Origin of the sequence: Variovorax rhizosphaerae, assembly GCF_037889975.1 — a bacterium.
GTDB classification, from domain to species: Bacteria; Pseudomonadota; Gammaproteobacteria; order Burkholderiales; family Burkholderiaceae_C; genus Variovorax; species Variovorax rhizosphaerae.
This window is the reverse complement of sequence record NZ_JBBKZT010000011.1, coordinates 38,770-54,097: the sequence shown is the minus strand read 5'-3', so window position 1 is coordinate 54,097 and position 15,328 is coordinate 38,770. Positions and strand designations below refer to the sequence as shown.

The 15,328-nt window shown below is 71.1% G+C and carries 16 protein-coding genes; all 16 read right to left on the bottom strand.

What is annotated here, in order from left to right; translation table 11 throughout:
• Nucleotides 1-14: 14 nt before the first annotated feature.
• The 16 genes from WKW82_RS23005 to WKW82_RS22930 all read right to left on the bottom strand — a co-directional run bounded on the left by WKW82_RS23005 (nucleotide 15) and on the right by WKW82_RS22930 (nucleotide 15,235).
• The gene (locus WKW82_RS23005; RefSeq protein ID WP_340344856.1) at nucleotides 15-992 is read right to left on the bottom strand and encodes a Bug family tripartite tricarboxylate transporter substrate binding protein; all 978 of its coding nucleotides are present in this window, start codon (nucleotides 990-992) and stop codon (nucleotides 15-17) included.
• A 700-nt stretch (nucleotides 993-1,692) separates the two neighbouring features.
• Nucleotides 1,693-1,944 carry a hypothetical protein gene (locus WKW82_RS23000; protein ID WP_340344670.1) on the bottom strand — a complete coding sequence of 84 codons (252 nt, stop codon included), beginning with the start codon at nucleotides 1,942-1,944 and terminating at the stop codon, nucleotides 1,693-1,695.
• A 105-nt stretch (nucleotides 1,945-2,049) separates the two neighbouring features.
• A complete protein-coding gene (locus tag WKW82_RS22995) occupies nucleotides 2,050-2,445 on the bottom strand; it encodes a PIN domain-containing protein (RefSeq protein ID WP_340344669.1) in 396 nt (131 codons plus the stop codon).
• Nucleotides 2,442-2,720, bottom strand: a complete 279-nt coding sequence (locus tag WKW82_RS22990; RefSeq protein WP_340344668.1) for an AbrB/MazE/SpoVT family DNA-binding domain-containing protein — start codon at nucleotides 2,718-2,720, stop codon at nucleotides 2,442-2,444. Before WKW82_RS22990 ends, WKW82_RS22995 begins: the two co-directional genes overlap by 4 nt.
• A 154-nt stretch (nucleotides 2,721-2,874) precedes the next feature.
• Nucleotides 2,875-3,117 (bottom strand): hypothetical protein, encoded by a 243-nt coding sequence (locus WKW82_RS22985; protein WP_340344667.1) that lies wholly within the window; start codon nucleotides 3,115-3,117, stop codon nucleotides 2,875-2,877.
• Between the two features lie 135 nt (nucleotides 3,118-3,252).
• On the bottom strand, nucleotides 3,253-4,914 hold the full coding sequence (locus WKW82_RS22980) for a collagen-like domain-containing protein (RefSeq protein ID WP_340344666.1): 1,662 nt from the start codon (nucleotides 4,912-4,914) through the stop codon (nucleotides 3,253-3,255).
• Nucleotides 4,915-5,227: 313 nt separating this feature from the next.
• On the bottom strand, nucleotides 5,228-6,856 hold the full coding sequence (locus tag WKW82_RS22975) for a hypothetical protein (protein ID WP_340344665.1): 1,629 nt from the start codon (nucleotides 6,854-6,856) through the stop codon (nucleotides 5,228-5,230).
• Between the two features lie 18 nt (nucleotides 6,857-6,874).
• Nucleotides 6,875-7,429, bottom strand: a complete 555-nt coding sequence (locus WKW82_RS22970; protein WP_340344664.1) for a PASTA domain-containing protein — start codon at nucleotides 7,427-7,429, stop codon at nucleotides 6,875-6,877.
• Between the two features lie 12 nt (nucleotides 7,430-7,441).
• Nucleotides 7,442-8,167: a PASTA domain-containing protein gene (locus WKW82_RS22965; RefSeq protein WP_340344663.1), complete on the bottom strand. Its 726-nt coding sequence runs from the start codon at nucleotides 8,165-8,167 to the stop codon at nucleotides 7,442-7,444.
• Nucleotides 8,168-8,181: 14 nt separating this feature from the next.
• Nucleotides 8,182-9,771: a hypothetical protein gene (locus tag WKW82_RS22960; RefSeq protein WP_340344662.1), complete on the bottom strand. Its 1,590-nt coding sequence runs from the start codon at nucleotides 9,769-9,771 to the stop codon at nucleotides 8,182-8,184.
• Entirely contained in the window at nucleotides 9,768-11,597 is a 1,830-nt protein-coding gene (locus WKW82_RS22955) for a baseplate J/gp47 family protein (RefSeq protein WP_340344661.1), read from the bottom strand. The genes WKW82_RS22960 and WKW82_RS22955 overlap by 4 nt, the downstream gene beginning before the upstream one ends.
• A gap of 16 nt (nucleotides 11,598-11,613) precedes the next feature.
• Nucleotides 11,614-12,081 (bottom strand): GPW/gp25 family protein, encoded by a 468-nt coding sequence (locus WKW82_RS22950; RefSeq protein WP_340344660.1) that lies wholly within the window; start codon nucleotides 12,079-12,081, stop codon nucleotides 11,614-11,616.
• Between the two features lie 3 nt (nucleotides 12,082-12,084).
• Nucleotides 12,085-12,417, bottom strand: a complete 333-nt coding sequence (locus WKW82_RS22945; protein ID WP_340344659.1) for a hypothetical protein — start codon at nucleotides 12,415-12,417, stop codon at nucleotides 12,085-12,087.
• A gap of 9 nt (nucleotides 12,418-12,426) precedes the next feature.
• Nucleotides 12,427-13,104: a phage baseplate assembly protein V gene (locus WKW82_RS22940; RefSeq protein WP_340344658.1), complete on the bottom strand. Its 678-nt coding sequence runs from the start codon at nucleotides 13,102-13,104 to the stop codon at nucleotides 12,427-12,429.
• Nucleotides 13,101-14,078, bottom strand: coding sequence for a hypothetical protein (locus WKW82_RS22935; protein WP_340344657.1), 978 nt, complete (start codon nucleotides 14,076-14,078; stop codon nucleotides 13,101-13,103). The genes WKW82_RS22940 and WKW82_RS22935 overlap by 4 nt, the downstream gene beginning before the upstream one ends.
• Entirely contained in the window at nucleotides 14,075-15,235 is a 1,161-nt protein-coding gene (locus WKW82_RS22930) for a hypothetical protein (protein WP_340344656.1), read from the bottom strand. Before WKW82_RS22930 ends, WKW82_RS22935 begins: the two co-directional genes overlap by 4 nt.
• Nucleotides 15,236-15,328 lie beyond the last annotated feature (93 nt).

Here is a 15,328-nt window from a genome sequence, read left to right as displayed (position 1 = left end):
GTGGACGGTGCGGCTCAGTCGGCCTGGATGCCGAGGTCCTTGATGACCTTGCCGAGGCGTTCGTAATCGGCGGCGTTGGTCTTGGCAAGCGTCTCCGGCGAGCCGCCCAGCGGGATCGCGCCGAGCGTCTCCATGCGCGCCACCACGTCGGGCATCTTCAGGATCTCGTTGAAGTGCGCGTTCAGCGTCTTCACGATGTCGGCCGGCATGCCCTTCGGTCCGAACAGGCCGTGCCAGGCGCCGACTTGCAGGCCCTTGTAGCCCAGCTCCTCGAAGGTCGGGACGTTGGGCGCGAGCGGCGAGCGCTTGCTGTCCGCCACGGCCAGCGGGACCATCTTGCCGGCCGGGAGGTAGGGCGCCACCGGACCCAGCGTGATGTAGGTGAGCGGCACGTGGCCGCCAAGCACGTCATTCACGGCCGGCGCGACGCCGCGATAGGGCACGTGCCGCAGGTCGATACCGGCCGCCTTGTTCACCAGTTCGCCAAGGATGTGCATCGGCGAACCGCTGCCCGGGCTGGCATAGGAGAGCGGGCCGGACTTCGCGGCGGCGGCCACATCCTTGAAGGTCTTCATGCCCGCGCCGGAGCTCGCGACCAGCACCAGCGGCAGCGTTCCGGTCTCGATGATCGGCGTGAAGCCGTTCAGCACGTCATAGCCCGCCGAGCCGGGCTTCAGCACGAGCTGCGCGATCGAGAAAGTGCTCGGCGCGAGCAACAGCGTGTAGCCGTCGGCGGGCGCCCGGGCCACGAAGCTACTGCCGATGACGCCGCTGGCGCCGGGCTTGTTGTCGACCACCACGGGCTGGCTGACGCGGCTGGACAGCTTCTCGCCGAACAGTCGTGCCAGCGCATCGGTGTCGCCGCCGGCCGGGTAGGCCACGACCAGCGTGATCGGCTTGGAGGGGTAGCCCTGGGCCGCGGCCGGCGCAGCTGCACACGCCGCAATGGCGGACAGTGCGAGCGCGAGGACATGGCGACGGGATGGCTTCATCATGGTTGGCGACCTGTACAAGTAGTTGCGATTCGTATGCCGATCTGGCGGAAATCCGGGGCCGGAGGGTGGGGCGGGATCTTCCGAATTGGTCGGCTTGATGTTTTACTAAAGAAACAGTGTTTTATTTGCGAAACGACAGGACGAAGTTTAGGGTGGGGAGGCGGTGTCTGCATACGGGTTAACCCTTCTTTTTGTTCGCGCGACCGAGTAAAAAAGTTGTAGGACGGATCGGTGGGGCCGCCTACTCTTACGACCCAGCGGACAAGGCGGCGCGACGCAAGCGGTAGTTGCGTCGTGAAGTTCGACGTCGTGCGGTGTGACTTCTTGTCCAGGGTCTTGTTGTCGGAGACAAGTCGCCGTGATCGACCGTTAACAGCGACGGGTCAGCCAGCAGGCCGTCCGCACTCAGCCAGACGCCGTTCGCGGCCGGACAGACGTGCCATGCTCAACTCTCGATCGGGGTCTACTCGTTTTCGGTGCAAAAACTGACGGTTGTGAACCCAGCAACCATGCGGGCTAGCGATCGCTACGCCATTGATTTTGTTGAACTTCTTGTTCGCTCTTCAGTTTGCGTTTTGGGGAGTGCGAGGCCGATTTCAGTGCACGGCGCTCGTTTTCGCTGCACTGTGCGACGGTGGGATCTGATCGACGTAGCACTCGATCGGGAAGCCGAAAACGCCGCGCAGATTGATGCCCTTCAGCGCGTCGGCGCGTTGCGCCCCGATGAGTTCTGGCGGAATGACCTGGCGCCGGTTGGCCCAGCGATCACCTCGGCGCCAATCAACTCCGCCGTCCTGGCGTCAAGTTGGAGGAGGGCAGCAGCGATCAGGGCGCGCATCGCGCGGTCGTGGACGATCAGCAACCGGTGGTCGTAGAGCCAGCGGCGGGGCAAAGACCAACAGCTGCTCGCGGTCCGCGCTGCGCGGACTTCCTCGCTGACCTTGTTCACGCGGGCGTCAGCTTTTAGACGCGGGAGCCGGGAGTCCGAGAGATTGCCGCAACCAAGCCGACATCGCGCGTTCGGGGGCCAGCACCTGATCGTCTAGGCCTAGGTTCAGAGCACCTTCACCCCAGGCAGCTTGCGCATGCCGCGATCGAAGGTCGCGGTGAAGTTGCAGCCGTGCCGGGCATGCTTGGCAACGACGAGGCAGTCGGCAAATCCGCAGGAGCCTGCTTCGAACAGCGCGGCCGCAGCAGTGACGGACTCGCGATCCTCGAAGGCGAACGCTGTCTCGTCCAACAAGCTGCGCACCGCGATCAACTGGGCGCTCTTGTCCTGGTCGAACGCCGACTTCAGCGTCCAGACGGACTCGGCAAGAACCACATCTGTCACCAGCAGCGAGCCGGGCGTGCCGCCGTGCTCGGCCAGCAACGCATCGATGCGCTTGTTCTGCGCCGTGTCATCGTTGAGCCAGAGGCGCAGCAGGATGTTGGTGTCGATGCCGATCATCGGCCGGTGGCTTTGCGGCCCGCCCGGGCTGGGGCATGCTTGTCCCGCAAGTGCTTGGAGACGGCTTCGTCCATCTGCTCGACGGTCAGCGGTGCGGGATGCGGCGACTTGAGCAGGCCACGGATGCGCCGAGCATCGGGCTTGACGTGCGTTGCAGTGATCGTGTTGTCGGGCCGAATCTGGAAGTCGAGGATCGCGCCGGTGCCCAGGCTCAGCCGGTCGCGGATCTCCTTGGGCAACGTGAGTTGTCCCTTGCTGGTGAGTGTGGCGAACATGATTGGAACCTTCCTGGGCGGGGCAATTCCTTACATTTTAGTTCGGTAAGGATGTCTGTGACATCAGACTCGTTGCACCACTTGCCCTGATTGGCTCGCAGGATCGCGTCCCTCGGATTTGTTTGGGCCAATCGGGTCAGGAGAATCAGCGCGGCTACGGGGCCGTGCGGAGGCGTCTCCGTTCGCGCCACGCCAGCGCGCCCGCGAGAACGGTGCCGATGGACGTGCAGCCGAGCAGGATCCATCGCTCGAGACTGCCATCACCGTCGTCGGGCGACTCATCGAACAGTGTTTCGATCCACTGCGGATCCACCAGGGTCAGCGCGAACAGGCAGGCGCAGACCACGGCGACCGCGATTTCGGCTCGGTAGAGAAACTGCCGGTGGACTTGCTGCATCTTTCGCCTCCTGGGTGGACGCGTACTGTCGGCTGTGATCCCGATCCGGTCAATCCCCGGAACGTCTTGCAGTGCCTATTGCAGCCTCATCCTGGGCGCTCATCGTCCTTCGAAGTGTCGTTGCCGCCATCAGGATCACTTCACGAAGCACCAGCCCTCGAACACGCCGGCAGGCAGATGCGGCGACTGCACGCCGACGAGGGCATCGACCGACGACGAGAACGAACGATCCTTCTCGTCGACCAGGTGGCCGCAATGCACGCGCAGCATCAGCCGGCCGCTTGCCGACAGCAGCGACGCCAGCCGGTCCTTGTTGTCGGTGCTGGCCCAGACGATGTCACGCGGCGACAACTTCTGCGAGCCGTGCAGCGCCTGCACCGCCGCCGGTAGCGCGGGCGCGCCGGTGGCGTCGGCCCCCGAGGGCTCGAACCAGACCTGCACCACCTGCGGCTGACGCTCCTGCGTGCGACCCGACAGCGGCAACGAAAGCGACAGCTGCACCTTCCGCAGCAGCGCCAGCGCGTCATTGGCAGACAGCGTGGCGTCCTGCGGCCAGTTGGTCTTCTGGATGAAGGGCCAGTCGAGCTTTGCGATGTCGCCGGGCGGGCCGGCAGGGCCGGTTTCACCCGCGGGGCCTGCGGGGCCGGCAGGCCCCACCGTGCCAGCCTGACCTGGCGGGCCGATGGGTCCGGTTTCGCCCGCAGGGCCACGTTCTCCCGCCGCGCCGGCTGCGCCTGCCGGGCCGCGCTCGCCCGCCGGGCCGCGCTCGCCGACCGGCCCACGCTCGCCCGCTGGACCGGCGTCGCCGGCGGGGCCACGCTCGCCCGCTGGACCGGCCTCGCCGACGGGGCCGCGCTCGCCCGCTGGACCGGCCTCGCCGGCGGGTCCACGCTCGCCGATCGGCCCGACTTCGCCGGCAGGACCCCGTTCGCCGACCGCACCCGTATCGCCAGGCGGACCGGCTGCTCCTGCGGGCCCGGGCGATCCGACAGGTCCAGGCTGGCCCTCAGGTCCGGGAGGTCCGGCATCGCCTTGGGGGCCGGCAGGCCCGGTCTCACCCGCCGGCCCGGCAGGCCCGGTCTCACCCGCCGGCCCTGCGGGCCCGGCCTCGCCGGCCTCGCCGGGCGCGCCCTGCGTTCCGGGCGGCCCCGCCTCACCCTGTGGGCCCGTGAGACCCACAGGTCCCACAGGCCCCACAGGCCCCACAGGCCCCACAGGCCCCACAGGCCCCTCAGGTCCCACAGGTCCCGGCGGGCCGATGGCCGTGTCCGGCGCCAGCACCGCGCCGTCGTAGTACCAGCGCCCTTGCGCGTCTTGCCGGTGCTCGCCGCTGTGGGTGTGCGCGCCGGCGGCGACGAACAGCGCCGGATCCTGCTCGACGCCGCTTGCGCCCACGGTGGCGATCGCGAGCGCGTCCGGCCCGAGGTCACCGCCCCCGGCGGGTTCCGCGGTCACGGTCGTCAGCAGCGTGATGACGGTCGGGGTGCTGCCGAAACGCAGCGGGCTGCGGTCGCCGTTGGTCGCCCGCAGCACGACGCGCTGGCCCGCGACCGGCACGCCGAGTTGCACGGCGCTGTCGAGCGCCAGCCGCACGCCGCCCGGCGCCAGTGCCACGCCGGGCTCGACGCGCAGTTGCCCTTCGTCGACCGCGACATGCAAGCCCCACGCGATGTGGCCGAGCCCCACCGTGCGCCGCAGGTCGAGCACCGATTCGCGCAGCCGGTCCTGCAGGTGCTGCAGATGCTCGGCGGTGACACGCAGCCCTTCGACGAACTGGGAATGTGCATCGTCAGCCATGGTCGATTCCTCGGAAGCTGAAGCGGTGAATGAATCCGGCGCGCCCGAGCGGACCGCGGGAACGCGGCCCAGCAAGACAGCATGGCCGCGGCGCCCGCGAGGTGGCCGGTCTCCGGCGACGCAGGTTGCGGGCGGAAGCCCGTGGCGCTTCATGTCGAGACGTGGCGTCGGCGACAACCTGCAGCTTGCTTGGCAAGCGCGACCCCACGAGGCGCCAAGCGCAGTCATGGCGCATGCCACGGCGGGCAATTGCGACGCGGAATGGCCGTGTTCTGGCAGGACGAGCGGGCATGGCGGGTTCGTTCACAGCTTCTCAGTTGTTGGAGACGACGTCGACATCGCGCAACTCGACACTGCCGGCGACGCGCGCGACCAGCACCAGCACCGGCTGCGCCACGGCGACGGCAGGCGCGAGCGACAGCGACGCCGCGGCGCCCTTGGCCGTCGGGTTCAGGTCGGTCGTCGCAGCACCGCTCAGTGCCAGCGTCAGCGGCGCAAGTGGCGCGGCCTTCGGCGCCAGTCCGATGAGGCGCAGCCGCGCACGGGCATCGAGCACGCCGGACGCGCTTTGCAGCGGCGCCGGCAACGCCGCCCACGGTCCGTTCGGCGGGCCGCGGCGCACAAGCTGCTGGTCAGTCAACGCATCGCCCCCGGCGCGCGCGAGCGTCCAGCTCAGCGTGCCGCGCGTGGCGACGAGCGCAGCCCACGGCAGCGCCGCCGCGTCGAGCGCCAGCGGCTTGTCGAAGACGAAGGTGACCCAGGCTTCGGCGCCGGCGGCCAGCGTCACCGGCTTGCTCGTGCCCTGCGGCAGCGGTTCCAGCGGCAGCCCGCCGACCGGCGCCGGCGACCACAGCACGACACGCGCTTCAGCGCCGTCGCCCAGCGCCGCCAGCGGCAGGCGCAACCCGGTCAGCTCGCCGATGCCGGTGCCCGCCGGCAGCCGCGCACAGGCGCCGCGGTCGGTCGTCACGACGAGGTCGGCGAGCACCGTCGTGCCGTCGGCGCCCAGTGCCGCTTCGGGGCCGAGCGGCGGGATCACGCGCTGGGCCGGCAACTCCGCAGCGGCCACCCAGCGGATCTCGCTGACGAACCGCGCCGCACCGCCCGCCGGCGCCGGCAGCGCAAGCGCCACGTCGGCAGCGCCTTCGGCGTCGAAATCGACGTGCGTCACGGTCTCGGCGCCGAAGCGCACGCGGCGCACGCGGCGCACCGTGCGCGCTGCTTCCGCCAGCGCCAGCTCGCACGGCACCTTGGTCGTCAGCGTCAGCTTGAAGGTGATGTCGTCTTCGGGCGCCAGCGGGTCGCCGGTCAGTGCCGCCAGTGCCGCGGTCAGGTCGACCAGCCGCCGCGACTCCTTGTCCCAGCCGCTCAGATCGGGCGTCGTCACCGTTGCGCGCGGCTGCACCGGTTCCGGGTGCTGGTAGACCGGCGCGCCGTCGTCGATGCGGATCTCCAGCCCCGACGGCGGCTCGGGCAGCCGCAGCGTGATGTCGGCGAGTTCGTCGGCACCGAGCGCGCGCGACATCAGCACGCGCAGGCGTTCGCTGCGCAGCTCGGCGAAGACCGGGCTCGAGTCGCTGCCGACGAAGGCCGCGCTCGGCGCGAACTGGCTGCCGAGCCAGCCTTGCACCGACTTCACCTCGGCGCCGCCCGGCAGCGCGATGCCGTTGACGGTGCGCGGCGTGCCGAAGTCGATGACGAGCTCGTTGCCGCTGGCGCTGGCATAGCTGCGCAGTTGTGCGACTTCCTGCGCCCCCGTCTGGTCGACGCGGCGCGCCTGGACGACGACGCGGAACGCATCGACGAGCGCGTTGCGCGGCAGGCTCACGTCGAGCGACACCGACGTGACGCCTTCGAAAAGCGCCAGCGGGTAGGCATACAGCATCTGCAGGCCGCCGATCTCGACGGCCTCGACGCTCGTGAATTCCAGCCCGATGGCCATCTTTGCGCTGCTCCGCCGCTACTTGAACGCCAGCGCCGCGCGCGACGAGTTGAACGCCGACTCGAACGACAGCGTCGGCACCTCCTCGTTGAAGCCGATGTCGGCTTGCGTGAACTTGGCCAGCAGCGCCGTCTTCTCGGCCTGCGGGACATCGGCCGCCTTGTCGTACTTCAGCAGCGTCTGCCGCGTCGGCGCGTCGGCGAGGATGCCGTCGAGCAGGTTCGACAGGTTGCGTCCCTTCAGGTCTTCGTGCACGCCGTCGAAGATGTCGAAGGGGATGATGTCGGCCGACGCCAGCACGAGGTCGATCACCGTGCCAGCGACGACCTTGGTGCCGGGGCGCACGCTCTGCGACACGACGCGCGGCGTCACCCGCGGCGGCACGATCTGCAGGTTGTCGAGGAAGAAGGTCGCGGCCTGGCTGTCCAGCGTGACCGACGGCACCTGGAAGCCCTCGCGGACGACCTTGGCGACGGTCGGCTTGTCGGCGACCTCGACGGTGACGTTCCTCTGCGCCGCCAGCGCGGCGGTGTTGATCGTGGCGCCGGCTTTGAAGATCGGGTTCGTGGCCATGAAGTTCTCCTGTCAGGCCTGACGGCCCTGTTTCGTGACGACCTTCCCGAGCACCAGGCCCAGGCTTTCGAGCGCCTTCTGCGCCTCGGCCAGCGTCAGCCCGGTCAGCGGCGGGATCTCGATGCTCGGCTGCGGTGCCAGCACGGCGGCGATGACGAGCTGCACGCTCTGTCCCGTCGGCACCGCGCTGCCCGCGTCGGGCAGCTGCATCAGGACGCGCGAGCTGCTGTATTGCGCGCCGGGGTTGGCGGTCGGCACGTCGGTGCCGGTCACGTCGAGCACGCGCGAGACCGAGATCAGCGCGTTGTTGAGCGTCGCCAGCGCCTCCTGCAGCGTCAGCCCGAACACGCCTGGCATGAACGCGCCGCTCGGCGTCAGCGCGACGTTCTGCACCGTCGCGTCGGGCGCGGTGATCGCGGCGGTGGCGGTCTGGTAGCCGGGGGCGGCGACGCTCAAGGCGTAGCTGCCGGCGGACAGCCCGGAGAAGATGTGCTGCGTGCTGGGCGCGACCGGCGCCACCGCATCGACGGCGACACCGTCGGCGCGGATGGCACTGACGCGAACCGATGCCAGGTCGATGCCCGGGTTCGTGACCTGCACCTTCAGCGCCGTCGCCTCGGTCGCCTCCAGATGCAGGTGCACCTGCGACAACGCGGTGACGATGTCGTTCCAGGATTCGGCGGTGACGGGCTCGCCAGGATTGACCAGCGTCTTGATGAAGGGTGGATCGAAGATCATGCCTGCTCCTGGTTTCATTCATTGGCCGGCGGCGCCGGCCACAGCGTCGTACCGGCGCGCAACGACTCGATCGGGTCGTCGTCGATGCCGCTCGTCAGCGTACCGCTGCCGAGCGTCCAGCGGTCGTCGATGAACTCGATGCGCAGTTCCACGCCGAGCGGCCGGTGCCGCTCCAGCGCGCGTCCCAGCGCCTGCAGCGTCTGCGCGCCTTCGGCCTCGTCGGCGCGCCAATTGCGAAAGCGCGGCGGGATCAGCAGACGCACGGCAAAGGCGCGGTGCTCGAGCCACGACAGCGCCACCAGCGCCGAGCCGGTGCGCGGCAGCGGCGGCGGCGCGAACACCGCCGCATCGAAGATCGCCGACTTGCTGCGTGGCGTGGCGGCGATCGCCGCCTTCGGCGTGCCGCCGGTCGCGGCGAAGTGCGCCTCGCGAACGAAGAATGCAAGCCGTGTCACGCCGACGGCGATGCCGGGCACCGCGAGGCTGGCGCCGTCCGACGGAAAGGCCGCGGCGCGATCCAGCGCGGCGGCCGGTGTCGTCGACGCGAAGCTTGCAACCTTGCGTTTCGGATCGATGCCGGCACCGGCAAAGACGAAGTCCGCGTCGGCGCTGGCATCGTCGCCGGCGAAACAGGCGCCGTTCCAGGCGTAGGCGTTGGCCGTGACGTCGGCGTCGTCGAGCAGCACGCGGCCGTCCTCCTCGAAGACGAGCTGCGCGCCGTTGGGCACGATGCCGTCGTAGCCGACGCCGTGGCCCTCGTCGCGATTGACGAGCATCGGCGCCACCGTGCGTCCGCCTTCGCCCGTGATGCGCACCTGCAGCAGCGCGCGCTCGAAGCCGCGCCGCAGCACCGTGAACAGCTCGGCATGGCTGCGCGGCGTGTTGTCGGTCTCGGCGCGCCAGAGCGGGTTCTCCTCGATGCCGAGCAGCTCTTCGGCGACCGGCAGCGGCACGCCATCCGGCGCCGCCAGGCGCAAGCGGTCGGTGACGCGCGCGGCGTGCCAATAGCGGTCGGCACTGTGCAGCACCGGGCCGATCTGGAGGTCGAGTGCATTCGCCGCGCCGCGCAACAGCGCCAGCACCGTGCCGTTGCCGCCGAGGTGCAGCGCGGCAGTCGTCGCGATGCGCGTGCGCACCGCGTTGGCCAACGCGCCGTGGCGCAGCGTCAGGCCGACCTGCGCGGCCATGCGTGCTGCGGCGCTGGCACTGTCGGCGGGCGTTTCGGGGTCGGCGAATGCGGCCAGCCGAGGTGGCAACGCCTGCAGCGACCACAGCGCGGCAAGCGCCTCGGCAGCGGCTTCGCGCGCCGCGTCGTCGCCGGCGGCCTGCAACGCCGCCAGCAGCTCGCGGGCGCGGCGCCAGCGTTGCAGCACGATCTCGAACTCGGCCTGCACCATGCCGTTCATTGCCGCCAGCCGCCACAGGTCGGCCAGCTCGTCGGCGTCGCCGAGGCGGTGCGCGCGGCGCACGGCGGCCAGTGCGGCGGCCAACTGGTCCAGGTCGTCCGCAACCGCGGTCGCGGCATGGCCGAGCAGCTTGTCCGGGCGCGCCGCTTCCAGGTGCGCCGGGAAGCGGCCGAGGACGGTTGCCGCGCGTGCGCTCATGACGTTGCCGCGCTTGCCAGCGCCACGCGCCGGATCCACAACCGTTCCAGCCCCGACAGCGGCAGCTCGACATCCTGCTGGTGGATGCGCACGCCGGCATCGACGTACTCGGCGTGGTAGTGCAGGTCGGTCAGCTTGTAGGTCGCGGTGTCGGGCACCATCGACATCAGCAGCGGCACGGTCAACTTCGCGCCGCTGGCCAACGCGGCGAAGCCGTCCTTCAGCCGCGTCGCGGCTTCGCTGCGCGCCACTTCGCGCGCCGTCGCCGGGTCGCCGAGCGTGCCGGCGCCTTGCAGCGTGAAGTCGACGGTGATGTCGAGCATGATCAGCGCGCCGCCGATGCGCACGTCGATGACGCCCGTGACCGGGCGCACCTGCGGATTGTCGGGAACGACGTTGCGCCGGCGCGGGCCGCCCGGCGCGTTCTGCGGAAAGATCTCGACCGCGACGTCGAGCACGCCGGTGAGTGCCATCAGCGACGCGACGAGCTTGTTGTAGACCAGCGCCTCGCCGATGCCGGCTTCGTCGATGAAGGCATCGGTCGCCTCGCGCGCCTTGCGTTCGAGGTCGGCGCGGGCCTCGGGCGACAGCGCCAAGGTCGCCGGCGTCAGCTCGACGGTCGCATCGACCGGCATGAACAGGCCGTCGGCCGCGCTCGCGATGCCGACCGTCACCGGTTCTTCGCCGTCTTCGGCGACGACGCCAGGGCCGGGCGTCGCGACGCCGGCCGGCAGCGGGGCATCGATGTTGTGCTCGATGCGCACGCCGACGGGGCGCGTGGCCTCGATCAGCTCCACCGCCTTCTCGATCGCGGCAACGCGCTCGGCTTCGCTGCTCATCTCGGGCAGCGCGACCGTGAGCCTGACGACGCCCGGGTGCGCCAGGTAGTCCTCGGCGATGCGGATGTCCTTGTCGCGCAGGCCGGGCAGCGTGGTCAGCGCCGACAGCAGCGCGCCGGTCGTTGCCTTGCCGGCGCCTTCGTGCGCGCGGCGCACGCGGGCGCGCAACGCGTCATCGCTCTCGTCGCTGCCGGCAAAACGCGTCGGCTGCGGGTTGTCGACGCTTTCGATGCCGAAGATGGGACGGTTCATCGCGCGGATCGTCCCCGCCGCGACGACGCCGCCCGCGCCCGGCTCGAGTGCCTGGACCGGCACCTCGACCGTCAGGTTGCCGCGTTGCAAGGTGCGGTCTTCGGTCGTCTCGAAGGTCGCCGCCGGCGGCTCCACGGTCGACAACCGCGTGCCGGCGTTGATCGTCACGTCGGCCGGTGCCGGCGTCGAGCGGCCGAAGATCACCGTGCCGCCCGCGGCCAGCCGGCGCCGCCGCACGATGCCGACGAGCAGCGCCAGCTGGTCCAGGTCGCGCCCGCCCGCGGTCTCGATGAAACCGGCCTGGTAGACGGCTTCGAGCTGGCGCGACAGCACCGCGAATTCGCGCGCGAAACTCTCGGCGAGCAGCCGCGTCACGCTACCGGTGTTGCGGTCGGTCAGCAGGCGCACGGCGTCAGCGGTCTCGTAGCTGGCGAAAAAGGCGCTGGCCTCGTCGGGCCAGACCGCATCCTTGGCCGGCGTGCCGTCGCTCGCGGCCTTCCAGACGATGCTCTGGTCGGCGCCGACGGTATAGTCGGTCGGGTTGCGGAAACGGAAATACGCCGCGTCCGACAGGCCGAACACGCGCACGCTGCGGGGCAGCACGCCGCCGGTGGCGGCAAGCTTGTAGGGCGCGTTCTCGGGCAGGAAGCGGAACTGCTCGCGCACCGTGCCGCCGGTCAGCGACGACAGCAGGTCATCGACGAATTGGGCATAGGGTTCGGCGGCGTAGGTCACGTTGCACCTTTCGGATTCATGCCAGCGAAAACGGCAACACCAGGTTCAGCACGGTCGGCTCGCCCTGGACGCGCAGCGCGAGCTCGATGCGCACCGTCTCGCGCGGCGGCTTGTGCTCGGCCGCGACGGTCACCGACAGCACCTTCTCGACCCGCGGCTCGTCTCTCAGCGCCTGCAGTACGTAGAGCTTGATCAGGTGGCGCGTGCGGTCGACGTTGGGCTCGCCGATCAGCTCGTGATGCCGCGACCCGTAGTCGGGGTGGCCCAGGTCGGTGAGCTCGCCGCGCCGTGTCTTCAGGCGGTTGGCCAGCGCCTGCTCGAGGTTCGGCAGGCCGTCGGCGAGGTCGATGTCGCGCTCGACGCCGGCACGGCGCGCGACGAGGTCGGCGTCTTCGAAGAAGCCGCTGCTCGCCGCGTAGCGCAGCAGCAGGTCGCGGCCGAGCAGCGGCCTCAGCGTTTCGGCGGTGCGTGTCGTGCGGGCCATGTCTCAAGGTGCTCCGGTGTCGGTGATGTACGGCGCGGCCGGCGGGCCCAGGATCGTCATCACGCCGGGGCCCGAGGGGATCATGTCGCCCATCCGCACCAGCGGTTGGCCGGCGACGAGCACGCTGCCCGATCCGCCCGGGCCGATCGGCAGCACGTAGGGCACGCCGGACAGCGAGTTGATCATCTGGCACAGGCTGCCCGCCGTCGCCAGCGGCATGCCGCCGGCGGTGGCGCAGGTCTGCAGCACCGTGGTGATCAGGCCGCTGTCGGGCGGGCCGGCGGCGCCGGGCGACAGCAGCACCGCGCAACCGATGGAGACGGGGTTTCCAGGCATTTTTCGTCCTTAGCCAGGGCTGAACTGGGTGTTTCCGGCGAGCGAGACCGACGGCGCCTTCAGCTTCGCGGAACCCTGGCCTTCGACGGTTGCGGAAGCGCCGCTGAGCGTCGCGTTGCCGGTTGCCTTCAGGTCCAGGTTGCCGCTCGCCTCGAAGCTGATGTCGCCCTGCGCCTTGACGACGAGCTTGGCGGCCGAGGTGATCGTCACGTCGCCGTCCTTGGCGATCGTCAGCTCGGTGCCGCCGAGGACGAGCTTGAGGTTCTCGTCGTCCACGGTCAGCGTCACGTCGCTGCCGAGCGCAAGCTGCAGGCGCCGCAGCGATGCGTCGCCGCCGGCGTCCGACGGTGTGTAGACGAGCTCTCCCGCCTTCGCGACCGGCGGCTGCACCTGCGCGTCGTACAGCGAGCCGATGACCACCGGCGCGTTCAGGTCGCCCCGCACGAAGACGACGATCACCGTGTCGCCGACCTGCGGCAGCAGCGCCAGCCCGAGCCGCCCGACCGCCACCGGCACGTACTGCAGCTCGACGCCGGTCGCGACCAGGCGCACGTGCGCCTGGTGGTTCGCGTCGCTGCCGTCGGCGTCGCGCGGGTGGATCGCGGTGACGACGCCGAGCTCGGGCGCGCGTTGCAGCGCCAGTTCGTCGCGGACGATGGCGCGCAGCGTGTCGATGAGCTCGGTCACGGCAAACCTCCCAGGCCACCGCCTTCGCCGGCTTCGACGCGCAGCCGCGTCATGAACCCGCTGCGGCCGTCGAAGCCGTGGCGCAGCGAGCGGATGCGCAGCACGCCCGGGTCACCGCCGGGAAGATCCGACAGTTGCACCGAATCGCCGGGTCGCAGCTTGGGCGCGCCGACGATCAGCAGTTCGCCGTCGACCGCAGCACGACCGGCGCGCGCGGCCATCGCGTCGGCGACCGCCTGCGCGCCGTCGCGCGTCGCCAGCGCTGCCGGCAGCCGCGTCGCTGTGCCGCCGGCGCCGACCGGGTCATGCGCGATCCAGTGCCAGCGCGCGTCGCCCTGCTCGCTGGCCGCGCCATAGGCCGCGACGGCAGCGGACTGCGGCGCCGTGGCGCGCGCCAGGTTCCAGTCGAGCAGCTCGGCGCCATAACGCAGCTGGGTCGGCGCCGCCGCGCCGGCAGCGGGGACGAAACGCAGCCCGCCGTCGGGCGCGCAGCCGAGGTCGGCGCCGACGAGCCGCGCCAGCGTCTGCAACTGGCTCCACACCGGGCGCGCGTTGTCCACGTAGTAGGCGTTGAGCTTCAACGTCGCCTCGACCTGGTCGATCGGCGCGCCATCGGCCAGATCGCGGACGATGTCGGCAACCGTCTGGCCGACGTAGGTCTGCGACTTGTAGGCGCGGCTGAAGCGCACCGTCGCGGCCAGCGCCTCGACGACGGTTTCGTTCGGCAACCTGCGGCCGGCGCCGACCTCGCCGCTGAAGACGGCCTGCTCGCTGCCGCGTTCGCCGAGGGCGATCGAGATCGTCGCGCCGGCCGCGGCGTCGGCGAACTTCGAGCGTGGCCACAGTCGCAGCAGCGCGTGATCGTGGCGGCCGTTGACGCTCATTTCAATTGTCAGCCGCAGCAGCGCCGCCTCGTCGGCGCCGAGCTCGGTGCCGTCGATCGTGATGCGGGCGCCTGGCTTGGAAAGGCTCATGGCTCGACGTCGTCCAGGTCGATGCCATCGCGTTGCGCGGCGCGGCGCAGGATGCGGGCGATCTGTTCGGCGAGGTCCTCATCGGACGGCGGGGCCTGCGTCGGCGCTGGCGCATCGTCTGCGGCGCGAGGCATCAGCGCAACCACCGTCGATGCCAGGCGCGCGGGCGCGGCCGCCGGGCTGTCGTCGGGTGGCAGCGCAGCGGTCGTCGCGGCGGCGCGGACGCTTTCGGCCAAGCCGCGCAGGCCCCCGCGCCGTGCCGGCAGCGACACGCTCGTCGCCGCGGCAGCCAGGGGATTCGATGCGGGTGGCCTGGCCGATGCCTCGGCGAGCGGGTTGCGCGGCGTGATCGGCTCGGGTGCGCCGAGCGGCACGGTGCCGGCGGCGACTGCTGCTGCTACCGCGCCCCCAGGTCCGCCACCAACGGGCTGCGACGCGGCCGCGCCGCCGATGCGATCCAGCACGTCGCCGATGCGGCGCAGCCCCGACGCACGCGGCGCGGCCTGGCGCTGCGCTGCAGCGGTGGCGGAGGCGGAGGCGGTGACGAGATCGGTCCAGCCCGGTGTGCGCCCGGGCACTGCGGCGGCGGACCACGCAGCGGCGGACAACGCAGCGGCGGGCAACGCAGCGGTGCCGGCGGCTGCCAGCGGCGAGTCGTAGGCCGCCGCGAGGCCGGCTGCAGACGCGCGCTGCTGCCACACGGCGGCCGCTTCGTTGGCGCCCGGCCGCCGGGTGCCGGCCAGCGCCGGCACGGAAGCGCCACGCGCAGCGGCGCGCGCCGGTCGCTGCGGCAGCGCCGCGGCTGCTGTCGCAGCGCCCACGGGCGTCACCGCCGCGCGAACCGCGCCGCCGCGCACGGCGCGGGCCGTCGCTGCAGCGGCAGCTTGCAGCACGCGCGGGCGCGGCCCTGGCGCAGGATCGGCAGCGTCGCCGTCGTCGCGCGCCAGCGCCGCGACGCGGTCTTCGATCGCCGCCCCGGCAGCGCCGAGTGGCGACTGCAGCAACGCAGCCCAGGCGGGCTCGCCGTCCAGCGCCGCAGGCGTCCCGCCCGCCGCCAGCAGCCGCTCGCGCAGCGCCACGTCGGCCGCGGCCCAGCGTGCGGCGCTGCCGCCGTGGCGAACCAGTCCTGTCAACGCCGGATGCGGTGAGCGGCTCATTGGGTAGCCTTCGCGCTACGCGTTGCGGTGCGAGCGCCTTCTGGCGGCCGGGCGGTGGCGGCAAGCTGCTCGACAAGATCGGGCAGCACGCCA